Annotated in this window: 15 protein-coding genes and 1 CRISPR repeat array; of the genes, 10 read left to right on the top strand and 5 right to left on the bottom strand. The window is 45.3% G+C overall.

Annotation, left to right across the window (positions count from 1 at the left end):
• Window positions 1-170: 170 nt before the first annotated feature.
• Genes DESRU_RS09095 through DESRU_RS09085 form a run of 3 tightly spaced genes read right to left on the bottom strand, consistent with a single transcriptional unit; the run spans window position 171 to window position 2,484 of the window.
• On the bottom strand, window positions 171-1,019 hold the full coding sequence (locus DESRU_RS09095; RefSeq protein WP_041275699.1) for a zinc metalloprotease HtpX: 849 nt from the start codon (window positions 1,017-1,019) through the stop codon (window positions 171-173).
• A gap of 29 nt (window positions 1,020-1,048) precedes the next feature.
• The gene (locus tag DESRU_RS09090) at window positions 1,049-1,999 is read right to left on the bottom strand and encodes a sporulation protein (RefSeq protein WP_013841812.1); all 951 of its coding nucleotides are present in this window, start codon (window positions 1,997-1,999) and stop codon (window positions 1,049-1,051) included.
• A gap of 35 nt (window positions 2,000-2,034) precedes the next feature.
• A complete protein-coding gene (locus tag DESRU_RS09085) occupies window positions 2,035-2,484 on the bottom strand; it encodes a MerR family transcriptional regulator (RefSeq protein WP_041275360.1) in 450 nt (149 codons plus the stop codon).
• Window positions 2,485-2,668: 184 nt separating this feature from the next.
• On the opposite strand from DESRU_RS09085, the gene DESRU_RS09080 reads away from it, so the two are divergent.
• Complete coding sequence (locus tag DESRU_RS09080) at window positions 2,669-3,976, top strand: hemolysin family protein (protein WP_013841810.1); 1,308 nt, start codon at window positions 2,669-2,671, stop codon at window positions 3,974-3,976.
• A gap of 46 nt (window positions 3,977-4,022) precedes the next feature.
• Window positions 4,023-7,655: a CRISPR direct-repeat array (repeat unit 30 nt; unit sequence GTTTCAAATCCTTATAGGTAGGCTAGTAAC).
• A gap of 674 nt (window positions 7,656-8,329) precedes the next feature.
• Here the strand turns inward: DESRU_RS09080 and DESRU_RS09075 are convergent.
• The gene (locus DESRU_RS09075) at window positions 8,330-9,214 is read right to left on the bottom strand and encodes a helix-turn-helix domain-containing protein (protein ID WP_013841809.1); all 885 of its coding nucleotides are present in this window, start codon (window positions 9,212-9,214) and stop codon (window positions 8,330-8,332) included.
• Window positions 9,215-9,399: 185 nt separating this feature from the next.
• Here DESRU_RS09075 and DESRU_RS09070 point away from each other — a divergent pair, with 185 nt between their 5' ends.
• The 9 genes from DESRU_RS09070 (at window position 9,400) to DESRU_RS09030 (ending at window position 15,644) form a co-directional block, all read left to right on the top strand.
• Window positions 9,400-9,591, top strand: a complete 192-nt coding sequence (locus tag DESRU_RS09070; protein ID WP_013841808.1) for a hypothetical protein — start codon at window positions 9,400-9,402, stop codon at window positions 9,589-9,591.
• Window positions 9,592-9,795: 204 nt separating this feature from the next.
• The gene (locus DESRU_RS09065; RefSeq protein WP_013841807.1) at window positions 9,796-11,883 is read left to right on the top strand and encodes a Mu transposase C-terminal domain-containing protein; all 2,088 of its coding nucleotides are present in this window, start codon (window positions 9,796-9,798) and stop codon (window positions 11,881-11,883) included.
• Between the two features lie 18 nt (window positions 11,884-11,901).
• Complete coding sequence (locus DESRU_RS09060; protein ID WP_013841806.1) at window positions 11,902-12,876, top strand: AAA family ATPase; 975 nt, start codon at window positions 11,902-11,904, stop codon at window positions 12,874-12,876.
• A 12-nt stretch (window positions 12,877-12,888) separates the two neighbouring features.
• Window positions 12,889-13,392 carry a hypothetical protein gene (locus DESRU_RS09055; protein WP_013841805.1) on the top strand — a complete coding sequence of 168 codons (504 nt, stop codon included), beginning with the start codon at window positions 12,889-12,891 and terminating at the stop codon, window positions 13,390-13,392.
• 130 nt (window positions 13,393-13,522) lie between these two features.
• On the top strand, window positions 13,523-13,894 hold the full coding sequence (locus DESRU_RS09050; RefSeq protein WP_013841804.1) for a hypothetical protein: 372 nt from the start codon (window positions 13,523-13,525) through the stop codon (window positions 13,892-13,894).
• A gap of 16 nt (window positions 13,895-13,910) precedes the next feature.
• On the top strand, window positions 13,911-14,300 hold the full coding sequence (locus DESRU_RS09045) for a hypothetical protein (RefSeq protein WP_013841803.1): 390 nt from the start codon (window positions 13,911-13,913) through the stop codon (window positions 14,298-14,300).
• Window positions 14,203-14,997, top strand: a complete 795-nt coding sequence (locus DESRU_RS09040) for an ATP-binding protein (protein ID WP_013841802.1) — start codon at window positions 14,203-14,205, stop codon at window positions 14,995-14,997. Before DESRU_RS09045 ends, DESRU_RS09040 begins: the two co-directional genes overlap by 98 nt.
• Window positions 14,998-15,001: 4 nt before the next feature.
• Window positions 15,002-15,388: a 3D domain-containing protein gene (locus tag DESRU_RS09035; protein ID WP_049786747.1), complete on the top strand. Its 387-nt coding sequence runs from the start codon at window positions 15,002-15,004 to the stop codon at window positions 15,386-15,388.
• A gap of 22 nt (window positions 15,389-15,410) precedes the next feature.
• Window positions 15,411-15,644 carry a hypothetical protein gene (locus DESRU_RS09030; RefSeq protein WP_013841801.1) on the top strand — a complete coding sequence of 78 codons (234 nt, stop codon included), beginning with the start codon at window positions 15,411-15,413 and terminating at the stop codon, window positions 15,642-15,644.
• A 204-nt stretch (window positions 15,645-15,848) separates the two neighbouring features.
• Here DESRU_RS09030 and DESRU_RS20825 read toward each other — a convergent pair whose 3' ends face one another.
• Window positions 15,849-16,007 carry a hypothetical protein gene (locus tag DESRU_RS20825; protein WP_187290630.1) on the bottom strand — a complete coding sequence of 53 codons (159 nt, stop codon included), beginning with the start codon at window positions 16,005-16,007 and terminating at the stop codon, window positions 15,849-15,851.
• Window positions 16,008-16,027 lie beyond the last annotated feature (20 nt).

Genomic DNA, 16,027 nt, shown 5'->3' with positions numbered 1-16,027 from the left:
GCCGTTATCCTCTAAAATTAACCAATTTTATTTCTTTTGCAGTATCTTTAATGACAGTACTTCGGATGCCGAATTGTTTAAAAATTACAACAAAAGACCCGAGGCAAATAAGCCTCAGGTCATTCTATCAGGGGATCTGTTCAGAGCATCCCCCATGTTCCTGTGGAATGCTATCTTCTCATGGCTCTGAGCTTCTCCACCCGTTCCGCAATGGGCGGGTGCGTGCTGAAAAGCCGGGCCATGGAAGCCCCGGAAAGGGGATTCATAATAAACAGGTGCGAGGTGGCGGGGTTTACCTCCATAGGCGGCAGACGGTGAGCCGCTGACTCAAGCTTCAGCAGGGCATTGGACAGCCCTTCCGGCGAACCGGCAATTTGAGCCCCGGTGGCGTCCGCCATATATTCCCGGGAACGGGAGATGGCCATCTGGATAATCATGGCCGCAATGGGAAATATAATGGCCATCACCAGGCCGCCCAGCATGCCGCCGCCTCCCTCTTCATCATCACTGCGGCCCATGCCGAAAATGGCGCCCCACTGCAGGGCGCTGCCCATCATGCTGATGGCGCCGGCCAGGGCGGCGGCAATGGTTCCTACCAGTACGTCACGGTTTTTAATGTGCGCCAGTTCATGGGCCAAAACCCCTTCCAGCTCCTTGGGACTTAAAAGGCGCAAAATTCCTTCGGTTACGGCCACCGCCGAGTGGGCGGGATTCCGTCCGGTGGCAAAGGCATTGGGCTGATCCGAAGGCTGGATATAAAGCTTGGGCATGGGAAGTCCCGCCCGCCGGGACAGGTTCTTGACCATAGCGTACAATTCAGGCGCTTCCGCTTCGGAAACCGGATAAGACCGGGTCATCTTAATGGCCATTTTATCACTGTAAAAATAAGTGAAAAAGTTCATGCCCATAGCAATCAGGAAAAACAGCATGGCGCCGGATGACCCGCCAATGGCATTGCCCATCAGAACCAGCAGGATGGACAGACCGCCCATTAAGAGCCAGACTTTCATGGTATTCATCATTCCACTCCCCCTAAATCATAACTTCCTTAAAACTCATCATCACCAAAATCCATCATATCCCCGAAGCCCAAATCAAAGCCTTCGTCTCCTTCTGCTTCGGCACCGGCCTCTTCATTCTCATCACCGCCAAAGAGTTCTCCCAATACAGCGCCGCCCAGCATGCCGGCGACCATCCCCCCCATAAAACCGCCAAAGGGAGAGCCTGGGGCTGCCCCAGGGTAACCCTGATAGCTAGGAGCCATCCGGGGCCCCTGGAGGGAAACCTGTCTTAACTGACCTTCCAGGAACTCCTTGATGGTATCGGCCAAGGGCTGTTCGTGGTCATTGCTTAGCATTTCAGAGGGCAGGGCCAGCTCTGCATGGTGGGTTACGCTTTTTACGCCGCCGGCCAACAGCAATTCTAAAAACAGCTTTAATTCATCACCCTGGGTATGGAATTTGAGTTTTACTTCCCGTAGTTGTTCAAAAAACTGCTCTGAGGGGTAAAACTCAAACTCCTGACCATATTGCCCCACTTTTCCGGAACTGATTTTTTCCTTAAAGCCCAAGATCTGCAGGGCACTAAAAACCAGGGACATTTCCCGGCCGGGCAGCACCGCGAACCGGTCGGCATCGCCGGCATCCTTGGCCTGGGCGATGTCCATTTTAGTAACCAGCGAATAGGCCACGGAACCTTTGGAAACCGGGTACTGCATTGTAATTGGATGTTGAAAGGGAATTTCCCTGGTTTCACCGGCCTCAATACGAAAATCCCGGGCCACCGGAAGGGTCTCCACCACCCTGGTGAACTCTTTGCCCCGGATATTCACCTTCAGTACCACATCCACCTCCAGGGCATGGATCTCCTGATCCACCGTCCCTCCTTCCACCACCACTTTTCCCGTGACAGCCTCGCCAATACGGTACTGTTCCTTCTCCAGCACCAGGTTGACCTTTGCCGCTCCTACACCAAAGCGGACCATCAACTTCTTCAACATGAAACCAAATGCACTCCTTTTTTGAATGTTCTGCACTAAATAAAAGGCGCTGTTTCGTTAAGGTACAACAGCAGCGACTGGATCACCGCCAGACTTTGCATGAGTGCCTGCCTGGTTACCAGCGCCGCCTGCTTGGCATCCATGCCGCTCATGACCGGCTGCAACTGGGCCAGTTGAATTTCCAGTTGTTTAAACTGTTCTTTCAGGAAGTTCACATCAATACTGGCCGGTTTGTTTTTTCCCGTCTCTCCGGATAAAAAAGATTGGTCTAAAACAGACATTCGTTCTTTGATCTCATCCAGTGTGAAGCGTTGCTTTTTCATCCCTTCAATGAGTTTTAACCGCAGCAGGGAATCCTGATGATAATAGCGGTAATTACTTTCCGACCGTACGGGTTTAAGCAGGCTAAGATTGGTATAGTAATCAATGGTTCGTTTGCTTACACCGGCCAATTCCGCCAGTTCGCCAATTTTGTAAAGTTTCATATCCCCATGAACAACCACCTCGCTTTTAGTATATAGCATCGCCATAAAACTGTACAGTTATACGTTACACTGTTATTGCCCGTTTCTCCTAAAGGGGTCCCCAAAGGTCTGTGGGAAAGACCATTAGTAAAATTTTCTTTTTTGAAGATAATAATTTTATCACAACAGAAAGGTTGGCGTAACATTGATTTTGATAAACCTGCTGCTGATGGTTCTGCTGATTGCAGCCACCGCTTTTTTTGTTGCTGCGGAATTTGCCATTGTCAAGGTGAGAGATTCCCGTATCGAACAATTAATTCAGGAAGGAAACAAACGGGCGGAAGCTGTCAGGAAAGTCATCCACAACCTGGACGGCTACCTCTCGGCCTGTCAGTTGGGCATTACCCTCACTGCTTTAGGTTTGGGCTGGATCGGAGAACCGGCCGTGTCCGACGTCATTGAACCGCTCATTCATTACCTGGGCCTGCCTGCCGCCGTAACCGAAGGTCTGTCCTTTGTGATCGGTTTTTCAGTCATCACCTTCCTGCATGTGGTCATTGGGGAACTGGCGCCCAAAACCCTGGCCATCCAATTGGCCGAGAAGGTAACCCTGGCCATTTCACCCATTTTGATCCGTTTTTACAAAATCATGTACCCGGCCATTTGGCTTTTAAACGGTTCCGCCCGGTTTATCATCAAACTCATGGGCCTGCATGCGGTATCCGAGCACCAGCAGATTCACTCCGAAGAGGAAATCCGCATGATTCTGCTGCAAAGCCATCAGGGAGGAGAAATTAATCAAACCGAGCTGCAATTGGCCAGAAATTCCCTGCACTTTGCCGACCGGGTGGCCCGGGAAATCATGGTACCCCGTACCGATATGGTTTGTTTGTATACCCATTTGAGCTGGGAAGAAAACCTGAAAATTATTACCGAGGAGAAATATGCCCGCTATCCGGTATGCGACGGGGATAAAGACTGCATCATCGGTTTTGTGAATACCAAAGATTTATGTTTTAGCGGCTTAACGGATTTAAATAAGCTGAATTTAGAAGGGTTGCTTAAACAATCCCTGCGTAAAGTCATGATCGCCACCGAACTGACACCCATCGACCAGATTTTAAAGAAAATGCAAAAAAACCGGCTGCAGTTGGCCATTGTGCAGGATGAGTACGGCGGCACCGCCGGTCTTTTGACCATTGAAGACATTTTAGAGGAGATTGTGGGGGAAATTCAGGATGAATACGATGAAGAGCGGCAGCTCATTGAACCCCTGGGCCAAGGCAGATATTCCGTGGACGCCCGCATACCCATTGCGGATTTCAACCTGGAGTTTGATTTAAACCTGGAGGCCAAGGGCGTCTTTACCCTGGGCGGCTGGTTTTTGGAGGAATCTCACCGGCGTCCGGAAAAAGGCCAGACCGCCCAATACAAAAACCTGAAGTTCACCATTTCCGAAATGGAGCAGAACACCATTCGGCGCATTGAACTGACCTATCCACCCAAGGAATAACTCAAGAGGACGGCAGACTCTTTACACATTCTGTCGTCCTCTTGGTTTTACTGTTCCTTATAGGTAGGCTAGTAACGGAGCGGGTAATGCAAATCGTGATGGGCGACCATCAGTTTCAAATCCTTATAGGTAGGCTAGTAACCTTAAACGCGAAAACTACGGAGGCCGGCACAGAAGCCAAGTTTCAAATCCTTATAGGTAGGCTAGTAACTGGTATTGGCCACTTATATCACCGTCCCATTCCCAGTTTCAAATCCTTATAGGTAGGCTAGTAACGGATTGGAAGGCTTTCCCCAGGTCTTTTTGATTCATCTGTTTCAAATCCTTATAGGTAGGCTAGTAACGCTGCGTCTAATATTTTCCGCTGAGCAATGGGAGGTTTCAAATCCTTATAGGTAGGCTAGTAACTGATGAAATAGACTTGGACGATAAACGGCTTAACGAGGAGTTTCAAATCCTTATAGGTAGGCTAGTAACGTAGGCCAACGATTCGGCTTGTTCATTGGTAGTATGTTTCAAATCCTTATAGGTAGGCTAGTAACGGCTTTTATGACAGGTTCTTTAGACCCCGACCCCAGTTTCAAATCCTTATAGGTAGGCTAGTAACGGACCAGGAGTTAACTGTAACTATTGTGGATTGTCATATCGTTTCAAATCCTTATAGGTAGGCTAGTAACGGCCAATCGACTCACCAATATGTGAAAGTGGCGCCAAGTTTCAAATCCTTATAGGTAGGCTAGTAACGGGTTATGACGAAACACAGCCATGGAGGTGAGTAAATGGGTTTCAAATCCTTATAGGTAGGCTAGTAACAAAGATGGTGAATCATGAAAAAATTCATAACGAAAGTAAGTTTCAAATCCTTATAGGTAGGCTAGTAACCCTGCTGACTCACTTTAAGGCGGCGGGGGCAAAGTAGTTTCAAATCCTTATAGGTAGGCTAGTAACTTAAAACAATCAATAACAGCAACTTTGCTTTTTGGTTTCAAATCCTTATAGGTAGGCTAGTAACTTGCAGTGAGCGAGGTGATACAAAGAAATGTATGAAGTTTCAAATCCTTATAGGTAGGCTAGTAACACGGGATACTTGTTTTTAAATGGAATGAAGACCAAGTGTTTCAAATCCTTATAGGTAGGCTAGTAACGGACCAGTGACCAAGTTCCCTGGCCGGCGGATGTCAAGTTTCAAATCCTTATAGGTAGGCTAGTAACGAAAAGATCAGAGGAGGTTTTAAAATGAATGTACAAAGTTTCAAATCCTTATAGGTAGGCTAGTAACAGTGGGGTCGAACATCGATACTGGTAAGGTTGCTCTGGTTTCAAATCCTTATAGGTAGGCTAGTAACTCAACGGACGGGCGGTAAAAGAGGAGACCGCGAAGATGTTTCAAATCCTTATAGGTAGGCTAGTAACGGACTGACTGCCCGGAACCCGCCAGTCGGATAAAAGTTTCAAATCCTTATAGGTAGGCTAGTAACGTGATTACGAACCCCCAAAAAGGCTCTCTCCGCGAGTTTCAAATCCTTATAGGTAGGCTAGTAACCTATACATTTAAGCTGTTCTTTTCACAACTCCATCTGAGTTTCAAATCCTTATAGGTAGGCTAGTAACATACCAAGGAGTTTTCCGCCGTACTCAATGCGATATAGTTTCAAATCCTTATAGGTAGGCTAGTAACTCGTTCAAGCACCAACAAGTAGGTCACCAAGCCTGGTTTCAAATCCTTATAGGTAGGCTAGTAACTGATGCCACGGATCAGTGGGCCAATGCGTCGGTGAGGTTTCAAATCCTTATAGGTAGGCTAGTAACCTGCGAAACAAATGGATGAACGGTTTGAAGATATGTTTCAAATCCTTATAGGTAGGCTAGTAACAAATACCATTCCCCAACCAAATCTTCGCGACGCATACTATGTTTCAAATCCTTATAGGTAGGCTAGTAACTGTTGACAATCACTAATAACCGTTATACAATAGCAGGTTTCAAATCCTTATAGGTAGGCTAGTAACTGCTGCTGTTACGAAACCGGCGACAGGAGGGGTAGTTTCAAATCCTTATAGGTAGGCTAGTAACTTGATCGATAATCCTAACCATGTGTGGAGTGTGCCGGGTTTCAAATCCTTATAGGTAGGCTAGTAACCAGTCTACGCCAGGAACCGCGAGGCGGCAATGCCTACGAGTTTCAAATCCTTATAGGTAGGCTAGTAACTTTCAGCCATTTTGTTTTACCTCCATACATGCAATGTGATGTTTCAAATCCTTATAGGTAGGCTAGTAACCTGGAAGCCCTTCGATTGCAGGGGATCCGGGTCTCGTTTCAAATCCTTATAGGTAGGCTAGTAACTTAGTCACCATGTTCAACCTCCTTCTTTAAAACATGTTTCAAATCCTTATAGGTAGGCTAGTAACGTTCGAGGCGGCGGGTATTGTGAGAAGCATAGACCGTTTCAAATCCTTATAGGTAGGCTAGTAACTAGCTCAAACCACCATTGATGGATACACTAACTATATGTTTCAAATCCTTATAGGTAGGCTAGTAACCAAATTCCTGCTATACCACGATTATTTTCTCTTTCCAAGTTTCAAATCCTTATAGGTAGGCTAGTAACTATGGTCTCAATCAGCTTTTTCACGGTGCTTTTTTGGTTTCAAATCCTTATAGGTAGGCTAGTAACGCATTATAGATTTGCTGCCACTTGGAGCCATCGCCGGTTTCAAATCCTTATAGGTAGGCTAGTAACAACTAAAAGGCTTAAGGAATACATCATGGAGCAAGCAGTGTTTCAAATCCTTATAGGTAGGCTAGTAACGCTGAATGCCATCATTAAAGAAGAGGAAGAAGACAGTTTCAAATCCTTATAGGTAGGCTAGTAACAGTCCAGATGATTATACGCCAACAATTTACACCGAAGAGGTTTCAAATCCTTATAGGTAGGCTAGTAACGTTGTTGATTACAGATTTATCCAGTCATATCTCAAAGAAGTTTCAAATCCTTATAGGTAGGCTAGTAACAAAATATTTAACTAATTATATTAATAATTAAAATAGTTTCAAATCCTTATAGGTAGGCTAGTAACTGGCCCTTCCTTTGATCGAAGCGGTGTCCGAATATTTCAAGTTTCAAATCCTTATAGGTAGGCTAGTAACTCGCTATGATACCTGCAAGGGGAGCAGCTACAGCAGGTTTCAAATCCTTATAGGTAGGCTAGTAACTCGATGCTACAGATGAAACACTTACCGAAATATCTAGTTTCAAATCCTTATAGGTAGGCTAGTAACGCAGAGGGCAGTCTGGCCCATGAAATCGCAGAATTGTTTCAAATCCTTATAGGTAGGCTAGTAACCTAATCAAGTTGATATATTAAGGAAGCTATTAAATTGTTTCAAATCCTTATAGGTAGGCTAGTAACAGGGTTACTTTCCACTCGCTAGCTGCATCTGTAAAGGGTTTCAAATCCTTATAGGTAGGCTAGTAACTAAAGCAGCAGTGTTGACCTTATACAGTGCGCTAGATAGTTTCAAATCCTTATAGGTAGGCTAGTAACCTGCGAACGATAGTTTTTGTCTTGGCCTGTCTGTTAGGTTTCAAATCCTTATAGGTAGGCTAGTAACCCGGTTGGCTCTCGTCATAATCGGCATTAACCCCCCGTTTCAAATCCTTATAGGTAGGCTAGTAACCCGTCGGAAGCCGCTAATTAAAAGGGTTGTTAAAAAATGGCTCCTGCTATTTGCAAAATTGCTATTTTCCCCAACCCTTTGATTACGCCGGTTTATCCTTTTTAAATTGTCGTCGATCCCCGGGGTTTTTTGCACTACTGTTGTCTCTCATAAATAATTGCAAAAGATGGGATAAGTAGGGTTAAAGTGGGAAATGACGGGATGTATTGATTTTAATAGAGTTGTGGGTTTTGTAGGGAAAATAGTTTTGCAGTAAAATGAGAAAAAACATTACTAAATAAGGGTGTTTATAACTAAAAAGGCCCGCCGCCGTTGTATTTTAACAGCTTGGTGACGGGCCTTTCTCTTTTAGTAACAAACTTTTCAGGAATCCAGTAATTGCAAATGTTAGATAGCTTTTTAGGGCTGTTACTTTATAAATCCATAAGGATATCCGGGCTCAGTTTCTAGTACATTTTTAGAGTTTCTTTTATATCAATTGGTAAACCATGATTGGTAAACTAAATGGATTGGTAAACCGCTTAATATACCTTATAATTGCTATTCTCAGCGGTTTTTAAATTTTTGGATATTATTTTTGGTAAATCATATAATTATGCATTAAAATGAATAATTATAAATTTAATCCTTTTTACAATTCTAGCTTATAAAAAAATATAAGGGGATTTCTCCCCTTATATTGTATTAAAAAAGGCTCCGTCTTCTCTGAAGCGATCAAGTAATACATCAACGTCCTGTTTTGAAAACTTAGCAATGAATTTACCAATAATGGTTATATCATCATCAATATTAGCAATAATATCTGAGTATTCTGGGTTAGATGAGCGTAGGATAAATGAACCATTATTGTTAAAGAAGTGTTTTAAAGTTACTTCTCCATTGAGTCGAACGGCGGCGATTTCACCATTTTCAACAGTGGGCTGCATTCGTATCTGTACTACATCACCATCAAATATTTCATCACCAATCATGCTATCCCCTCTGACCCGAGTTAAGAAGGTTCCACTTTTGGCCATATGTACTGGTACCGGGAGATAACCTTCAATAAGATCTTCTGTGGACACTGGACGGCCAGCCGGAATCTGACTAAGTACCGGCAGGTAGCAAACGTTGCTCTTAGAAGTTTCCGGTTCTTTCTTCAGTTTTACCCGCGGGGTATTCGTTTTAATTGAAGTTCTACTACCTTTGCCTGATAGTCGTTTTGCAACCAATGTTAATACATTAATATCTTCTTCAGAAAGATCTTTTAAATATTTAAGCAGTTCGCTATTACTTCCGCTCTCCCTAAATTCAAGCCTGTCCTCTTCCCCTTCTGATATCCTAGAAACTCTTCCAGGAATTTGTTCAAGCTTTTCTATTTTTTTACCCAATATTAACCAGTCAAGGGATACATCAAAATGCTCTGCAATTTTAGCAAGCGCATTTGCGCCTGGCATTGACTTTCCCCGTTTCCAATCCCCAAGGTTTCCTGTAGATATTCCTATAATTTTAGCAAATTGAGTTTTAGTTAATCCGTTATCTTCTATAGTTTTTTCTATTCTATCAGAAATGGTTTCCAAAGGCTTCACCTCTTTATAAACAACGGCGCAAATGCGTTATTTGCTATTGAGTTTCGACGTATTTGCGTTTATAATAGCTACAAAGGGGGGCAAAATCCCCTACTAGGCAAATATTATCATAGTACAAATAAGGCAACAAGCATTACTTGCCACCATGAATAGACAAGAAAGGGGGAAAAACGACGATGGGCAGAAGAAAATTGACACCTTTCGGATTAGAAGTTAAGAAGAAACTTTTAGATATGGGCGTAACTGCTAAGGAGTTCTGTGAAGAAAATAAGATTCCGGCCAAAAAATTTTCCGACCTATTGACCGGTGATAGGAAAACTGAAAAATATATTCAGATTATCCGAGAGAAGTTGAAAATATCTGCTTAAGTCTTTTGTATGAGATAAGCTGGTGGAGAATGTTGGTGTATTGCAATTCCTTAACCGGGCTATCAAAACACAGTTTAGGGGGTGATGTAAAATCCTACCGCCTGATGAGTCCTAAAGAGGATGAAACGATGAACCCAGGTGAAGATAAGGCCGGAGCCTGGGGGAGTAGCGGGGTCTAAATTAATGCTAAGGAGGTGAGAGAAGTTGGGCGAAATTTATATTTCTACAACCAAGGCTGCCAAACTAGAGGGCATATCACGTCAAATGGCGCATAAAAAAGCATCTGCCGGTGATTGGATTGTCAAGATTGCTAAAATTGGCAAAGGCGGCAAAAGTGGTATGGGCTTTCTGATAGCTCTTTCTTCTCTCTCATCTGTGGCCCGGCAGCGATACTGCCAAAATACAATCCAGGAAGTAAAAGAAAATCAGGAATTAGCAGAGGTTGTGGAATTACACCCACCGGTACCGGTGGCCCCGCTAAACCTAGCCGAAATTGAAGCGAAAATTGGTAAAATCCGGTTTGAAAAAATATTGGCTGATGCTGACGAAAAGGCAGCCATTTGCGAGGAAGCTCTGGATGTGCCGGACGGCTCGAAGAAGACTCAACATAGGGAACTGGTAGCCGCCAAATATGGGATTAGCACCAGAACCCTTTATGGGTACATAAAAGAATACCAGGAAGGAGGTCGAACAGCGCTGATCCGTAAACTGAACGGTCTGGGACGCGAAACTACCAGACGGACGGTTTCAGAGGAGTTAGAAAGAGTTATTCGCAGCCTGTACCTGCAGCCCAATAAACCCAAAGTTTCTCACGTGTATGACAAGGTAAAAAAACTGCTTGAGAGAGAGAGTTTGGAAGTACCCAGCAGGGCCACAATATACCGGGTTGTTGAGGATCTGAACAAGTACGAACCGGACCTGGTCTGCCTGGCTAGGGAAGGCCCGGAAGCCTACATGAAAAAGTTTGCCATCAAAGCCACCCGGTCAGAACCCCAGTTTATGAACGAGGTTTGGGAAGGTGACCATCACCGCCTGGATGTCTTCATAAAATACAACGGCAGACCCGTGCGGCCATGGATGACAGCCTGGTTGGATGTAGCCACCCGAACCATTATTGGCTATGCCCTCTCGATCCAAGCCAATGGCCGGACCATTGCCCTGGCCATGCGTCATGGCATACTCCCCAAAGTTCGATCCGGCTGGGAAAAACCGGTCTTCAGCAAACCTATGGCTAAATCTATTGGGGATCTGGGCTGGGGTGAGGAAGAACTTTTGGCTGATGTTGGGGAAACTCTACCGATTTTCGGAGTTCCCAAGACCATCTATATTGATAATGGTGAGGACTACAAATCCCAGGTTAAAAAGCAAAAGAAAAGTAACGATTTTGAGTACAGCCGTCAGACCCGCAGTGTATGTGACCTGCTAAATATCAATCCAATGTTTGCCACCCCTTACGCCCCTTATGCTAAGGGACACATGGAAAGATGGTTTGGCACCTTTACAGACCGCTTCGCCCGGTACTTGCCCGGATATTGCGGCAAAGACAACAAACAACGGCCCTATAACCTGGATGAAAAGAAGATGGCCGCCCAGGATATGCTGCTGGAATTAGATGAACTGAACTACTTAATGGAAGTCTACCTCCACCAATATCATAATACCGTCCATTCCAGTCTGGGCATGACACCGCTGCAGAAAGTAGCCATAACACCAAAAGTTACTAAGGCGTTGCCGGATGCACGGACACTGGATATTTGCCTTATGGATAATGAAACTGCCGTGATACAGACCAGCGGTATTGAAAAGTTCGGTTCCCGAGGAAAACGGCGCTGGTTCCATCATCCGGACCTGGACAAACTGGTGGGTCAAAAGGTGGTTATCCGCTACGATCCCAACCGGATTGGAGAGATCCTGGTATTCTCACCTCGTTCAGGAAAGTTTCTCTGTACTGCCACCAACAAAGAATTGTTGGCATGGGGGGCTACCAGAGACGATCTTACTAAGTTCCAAAAGCAGAGGGCATCCCTCCGCAAAGAACTGCGGGAGCAGCTTAAAGGGATTCGGAAGGTTTCCCTTGACTCCCTCATCAAGGAACGGAAACAGGCTGGGTCTCACGTGCTTACCGGGAAAGTATCGGAAGATACTCCCCAGGTGCAGCTAATGACCGGTATGGAGCCGGTGGCCAAGCAGCGTAAAAAGAAAGCCACAAAGGAAACTCAAGACACGGGTAAAACCAAGCCAAAGAAAAAGACCAATATTTTTGATGAAATGTTATTGCAGGCCGGAAGTTAAATATAAGGAGGTTAATCCATGTCAACTGCTACTGCTACGGTTCTGGCGGCTACCTGGTCCAAGGCCAGAACGATTTTAAATAGTCTGGTGAAAGATGAAGGAACAAAAGTCACGGACGTCGCCAAGGCCCTGGGTAAGTCACATTCGACCATTTCTCTGTACATCAATGGAAAGTACCCTAGCAATGATAAGTTTGAAGAATTGGTTGAGGGGTATTTGAAGTCTCTTGGCAAATGGGTTGAGGACCAGGAGGAAGAAAACGTGCCTGAAAGTGGCTATATCGTTGATATTTCCGAACTTGGCACGATCATTACGGATGATTACCAGCGCGTGCGCGGTGTATGCCGGAAAAGCCAGGAACGAAAAGAATTTGGGATTGTCGTAGGTGACCCCGGTGCCGGAAAAACCCGTGCTTTGGAGGATTACGCCAAGGAAAATCAGGGCGTGGTAATGATTACCTGCGATGAAACCAGCAGCATCAAAAGTGTTTTGACAGAAATTACGGAGGGATTGCATTTAGAGGCCCGGGGGGCTTCGGCTACTCTCTTAAATAAAATCGTTAAAGAGCTTAAGAGACGGCCCAGGCTGCTCATTGTGGATGAAGCAGACAAGGTGAAGTTAAAAGTATTGGAAACCCTGCGTGGTATCTACGATAAGGCAAAAAATATAGGGGTGGTTTTATGCGGAAACCAACCCCTAGCAGAAAAAATAATATTGTTAGCTGAAGACAGACCCGAACTGGCTAGGCTTCGGGACCGCCTAGGATATTATATCACAACCAATGGTTTAACCGAACCCGAGGCGGCAAAATTTTTAGAAAGGGTTAACCTCACAGCTTCCGCCAGAAAAATGATGATAGACGTGGCGGTAAACCGGGGGATTCGCCAACTGGTAAAATCCCTGGACCGGCTTTTGGAAGTTACCGCCGGTGAACGGATAACGGACAGCATGGTGACTGACGTAGGCCGCATTTACCTTGGTTTTAATGCTTAGGGGGTGAATGCCATGATTGTAAAGGTGGATATTGTAACTGGGAAGGTAATCATTAACAGAATCCGGGAACTTTGGTACCGGGAAACCTGCCTCTCTATGACCGAAGCAGAGTACAAATGCTGGCTAGAGCAAGAACTCATTCGGCAAAAAGGTAGGATGACGGCATGGATGGAAACAGCCGATATTTTGGACAGCGCCAATCAGGGTACTCCGAATCCCAGGAGACGTAAGGGGAATCCTATCCCGCCCGAACTGCTGCAATACCTGATTATGGAAATTGAGTTTGGAACGTCACCAAGAGCCCTTGCCCAGAAAACGGGCATTATGACTGGCACCATTCACCGTATTTATAGGCAGTTAAGTAAGTACCGAAAGTTTTTGGAGGCCTACCGGCTGGATGATCTGGGGATAGATATTGATACGATCATTGCCAAAACCGGCCTAACCAGCGGAACGGTGAAGACTCTTCTGGGTAAGCGCAACGCCCTTCTACAAACGAATAAACTAGTTAGCTAAAGCTTATGCCGAAACCCCCAGGGACTTCCCTGGGGGTTGTGTAGAGGGCGGCTCCCTCTCACCTGAAGACTGCAAAAGCAGACCGGGCAACCCGGTGGCAAGCCAAAATTATACAAAGGAGGTGAACAAGATGCCCGAGGCTTCCCTTTCTCCAGAACTAAACAACAAATTCCTTCAGGCATTGGCTTCGGCAAAGGTTAAAAACCTGACCGATATTGGTAAGATTACTCTGCAAGTAATAGGCTATTTTGATTCTATGAACTTGCAAAGAGTAACCGCTCTGGTGAATTTGGCTGGTGCTGTGCGGCAACACTTGGATTCACAACAAAGGGTAAATCTTTATGAGGCACTTCTTCAATATGAGAAACTGGCCTGCAGGTTTTATCAGGATGGGATCTGTTCTGAAGGAACCTGCGCCAGCGGAAATTTTTGTTGCTTTGATTGCGAAAGGAAAGCGGCCTGTGAAGATCCTTGCCCCAGGCCATGTGTAGGTTACGACTAGGGAAAGGGTGAATCCAATGACTGAAACCAAGAGCAAAAAAGGATTTAATGAGGATGAAAAAGCCTTGGTGGAGTACCTAAAGAACAAGCTTAAGGAGGCTAATGTCCTTAAATTTCCTCAGGACTGGCACTTGAAACAACTTTCCACCGCCAGAAGAATGCTGGCCGGTGAAAACGCTCCGTCATTGTCTGAATGGATGGCCTGCATTGACTGGGCTTATCTAAATCCCTACTGGAAAGATAAAGTGGATCACTTGGCCAGAATAATGAGTTTATGGCCCAAATTCAGACTTCAAGGGGGTGAAAATATTGGAATTAGCAGCCAATATAATAAAAACTCAATTCAAAGGGGTTCCTACGGTAACCGGGGGGAACGCTACGCCAACGAAGGACCCCTGCCCTTTTAACCGGTGCGACGGGAGCGGATTAATCAGTTTTAAAAAAAATGGTTTGGATTTCATGGAGCACTGTGAATGCCTGGAAGTAAAAAATAAGATAAGAAAAATTGGAGAGTTGTTTGACCGGGCGGGAATTCCTAAGAAATACGCTGCTAAGACACTGGATCAATATTCCCCTAGAAATGAGCTACAGCACCGGGCCTTAGAAATCGCACGCCGCTACGTGGAAAAGTATCAAGAAATAAAAGAGACTGAGAAAAACGGACTCTATTTTGTTGGCCCCACAGGTACCGGAAAAACCCATTTGGCTTACGCCATTGTGAATGCCCTTATTGAACGCTACCAAATCCCGGCGGTGGTGAGCGTAGTGCCGGACCTCTTAGATTTGCTCCGGCCAAAGAGAGAAAATAATGAAGCTGAAAACAGACTCGAGTTGGCTAAAAGTAACGAATTGCTTTTGTTAGATGACTTTGGATCAGAACGAGAAAGTTCCTGGGTGACGGAGAGGATGTTTGTTATCGTGAATGCAAGGTGCGAAAGGCAGCTTCCCACTATCATCACTTCCAATGTTCCTCTGGACCTCCTGGAAAAAGATGTCCATGGCAGAACTGTGCTGGCCTGGGAACGGATAACCTCGAAGATACGGGATATGTGCTATCAAATCCTGATGGACGGAGAAGATTTCCGCCGCCTTTCAGCGAGGTAGCAGCGTGAGAAAACTTGTTATATTCGTGGCTTTGGCAGCAGTGTTATACAGTCCGGCAGAAAAAACTTTTACAGAAGATGGCCCTCCTTTCCCTATTCAACAGGTAAGCCGGGGGAAGGACAAAACGATCCTACTTATGGAAGCAACGGCCTATTGTTATACGGGCCGCCGTACAGCTAGTGGGACATGGCCTTCTGAGGAACGGACAATTGCTGCTGATCCTGCAATACTCCCTCTCGGCACTAAGGTTTATATTGACGGCTTTGGGTGTCGAATTGTTGAAGATACCGGTAAGGACATCAAAGGGAACCGGATTGATGTGTATATAAAAAGTCATGCGGCAGCCGTAAAGTTTGGACGCCAGAATTTGAATGTGACTGTTTTGGAATAAACAAAATGTTGGAGGTGCGGTCATGGAACAATTGAGCCTATATCCTTTAACCGGTCAGGAACAAGTAGATTATTTATATTGGTCCATTCACAAAACTTTGGACCGGGAAAGAGGAAATAGAAAATTTGTTTTTCGGAATGATCCCATAAAAATGGGGAAAAAGCTGCGAGAAATAGATGAAGCCATGGAAGCACTTCGTATACTGCATCGTTGGGCTTCGGAAGGAGTGAAAAACCGTGGTGACAGTGGACGGTAAGTTATGGCTTAAGTCCCAGCGTGTGGCAATTACTGTTCGGCGTAGGAGTAACGTAGTTGATTTGACTTTGAAGTTACTCGAAGAACGGGACGGACGTGCAATAGGCATAGTGGTAAAAGCAGTCCTTGGATTAGCGGCAGCGTATTTTCTGGCACAGATAATCCGGATGTGGTGGGCATGAGGAAAAAGAGAGCACCGTATTTTCTACCCAAACCAGCCAATAGGATTGGGTTCTGCAAATATCACCGGTGGCATTTGAGCCATCCGCAGGTTCAGAATTACGGTTGCTTCACAAAGAACCGTACAGGAGTCAACTGGTGTAAGTATTTCCGCCCCAATCTCAAACATAATATGTGGCTGCAAAGAAAGATTCCCGAAGAAAT

This window comes from Desulforamulus ruminis DSM 2154, from assembly GCF_000215085.1.
In the GTDB taxonomy this organism is placed as follows: Bacteria; Bacillota; Desulfotomaculia; order Desulfotomaculales; family Desulfotomaculaceae; genus Desulfotomaculum; species Desulfotomaculum ruminis.
Note: the sequence above shows the minus strand (reverse complement) of the source record. Positions and strands in the feature narration are given on the sequence as shown.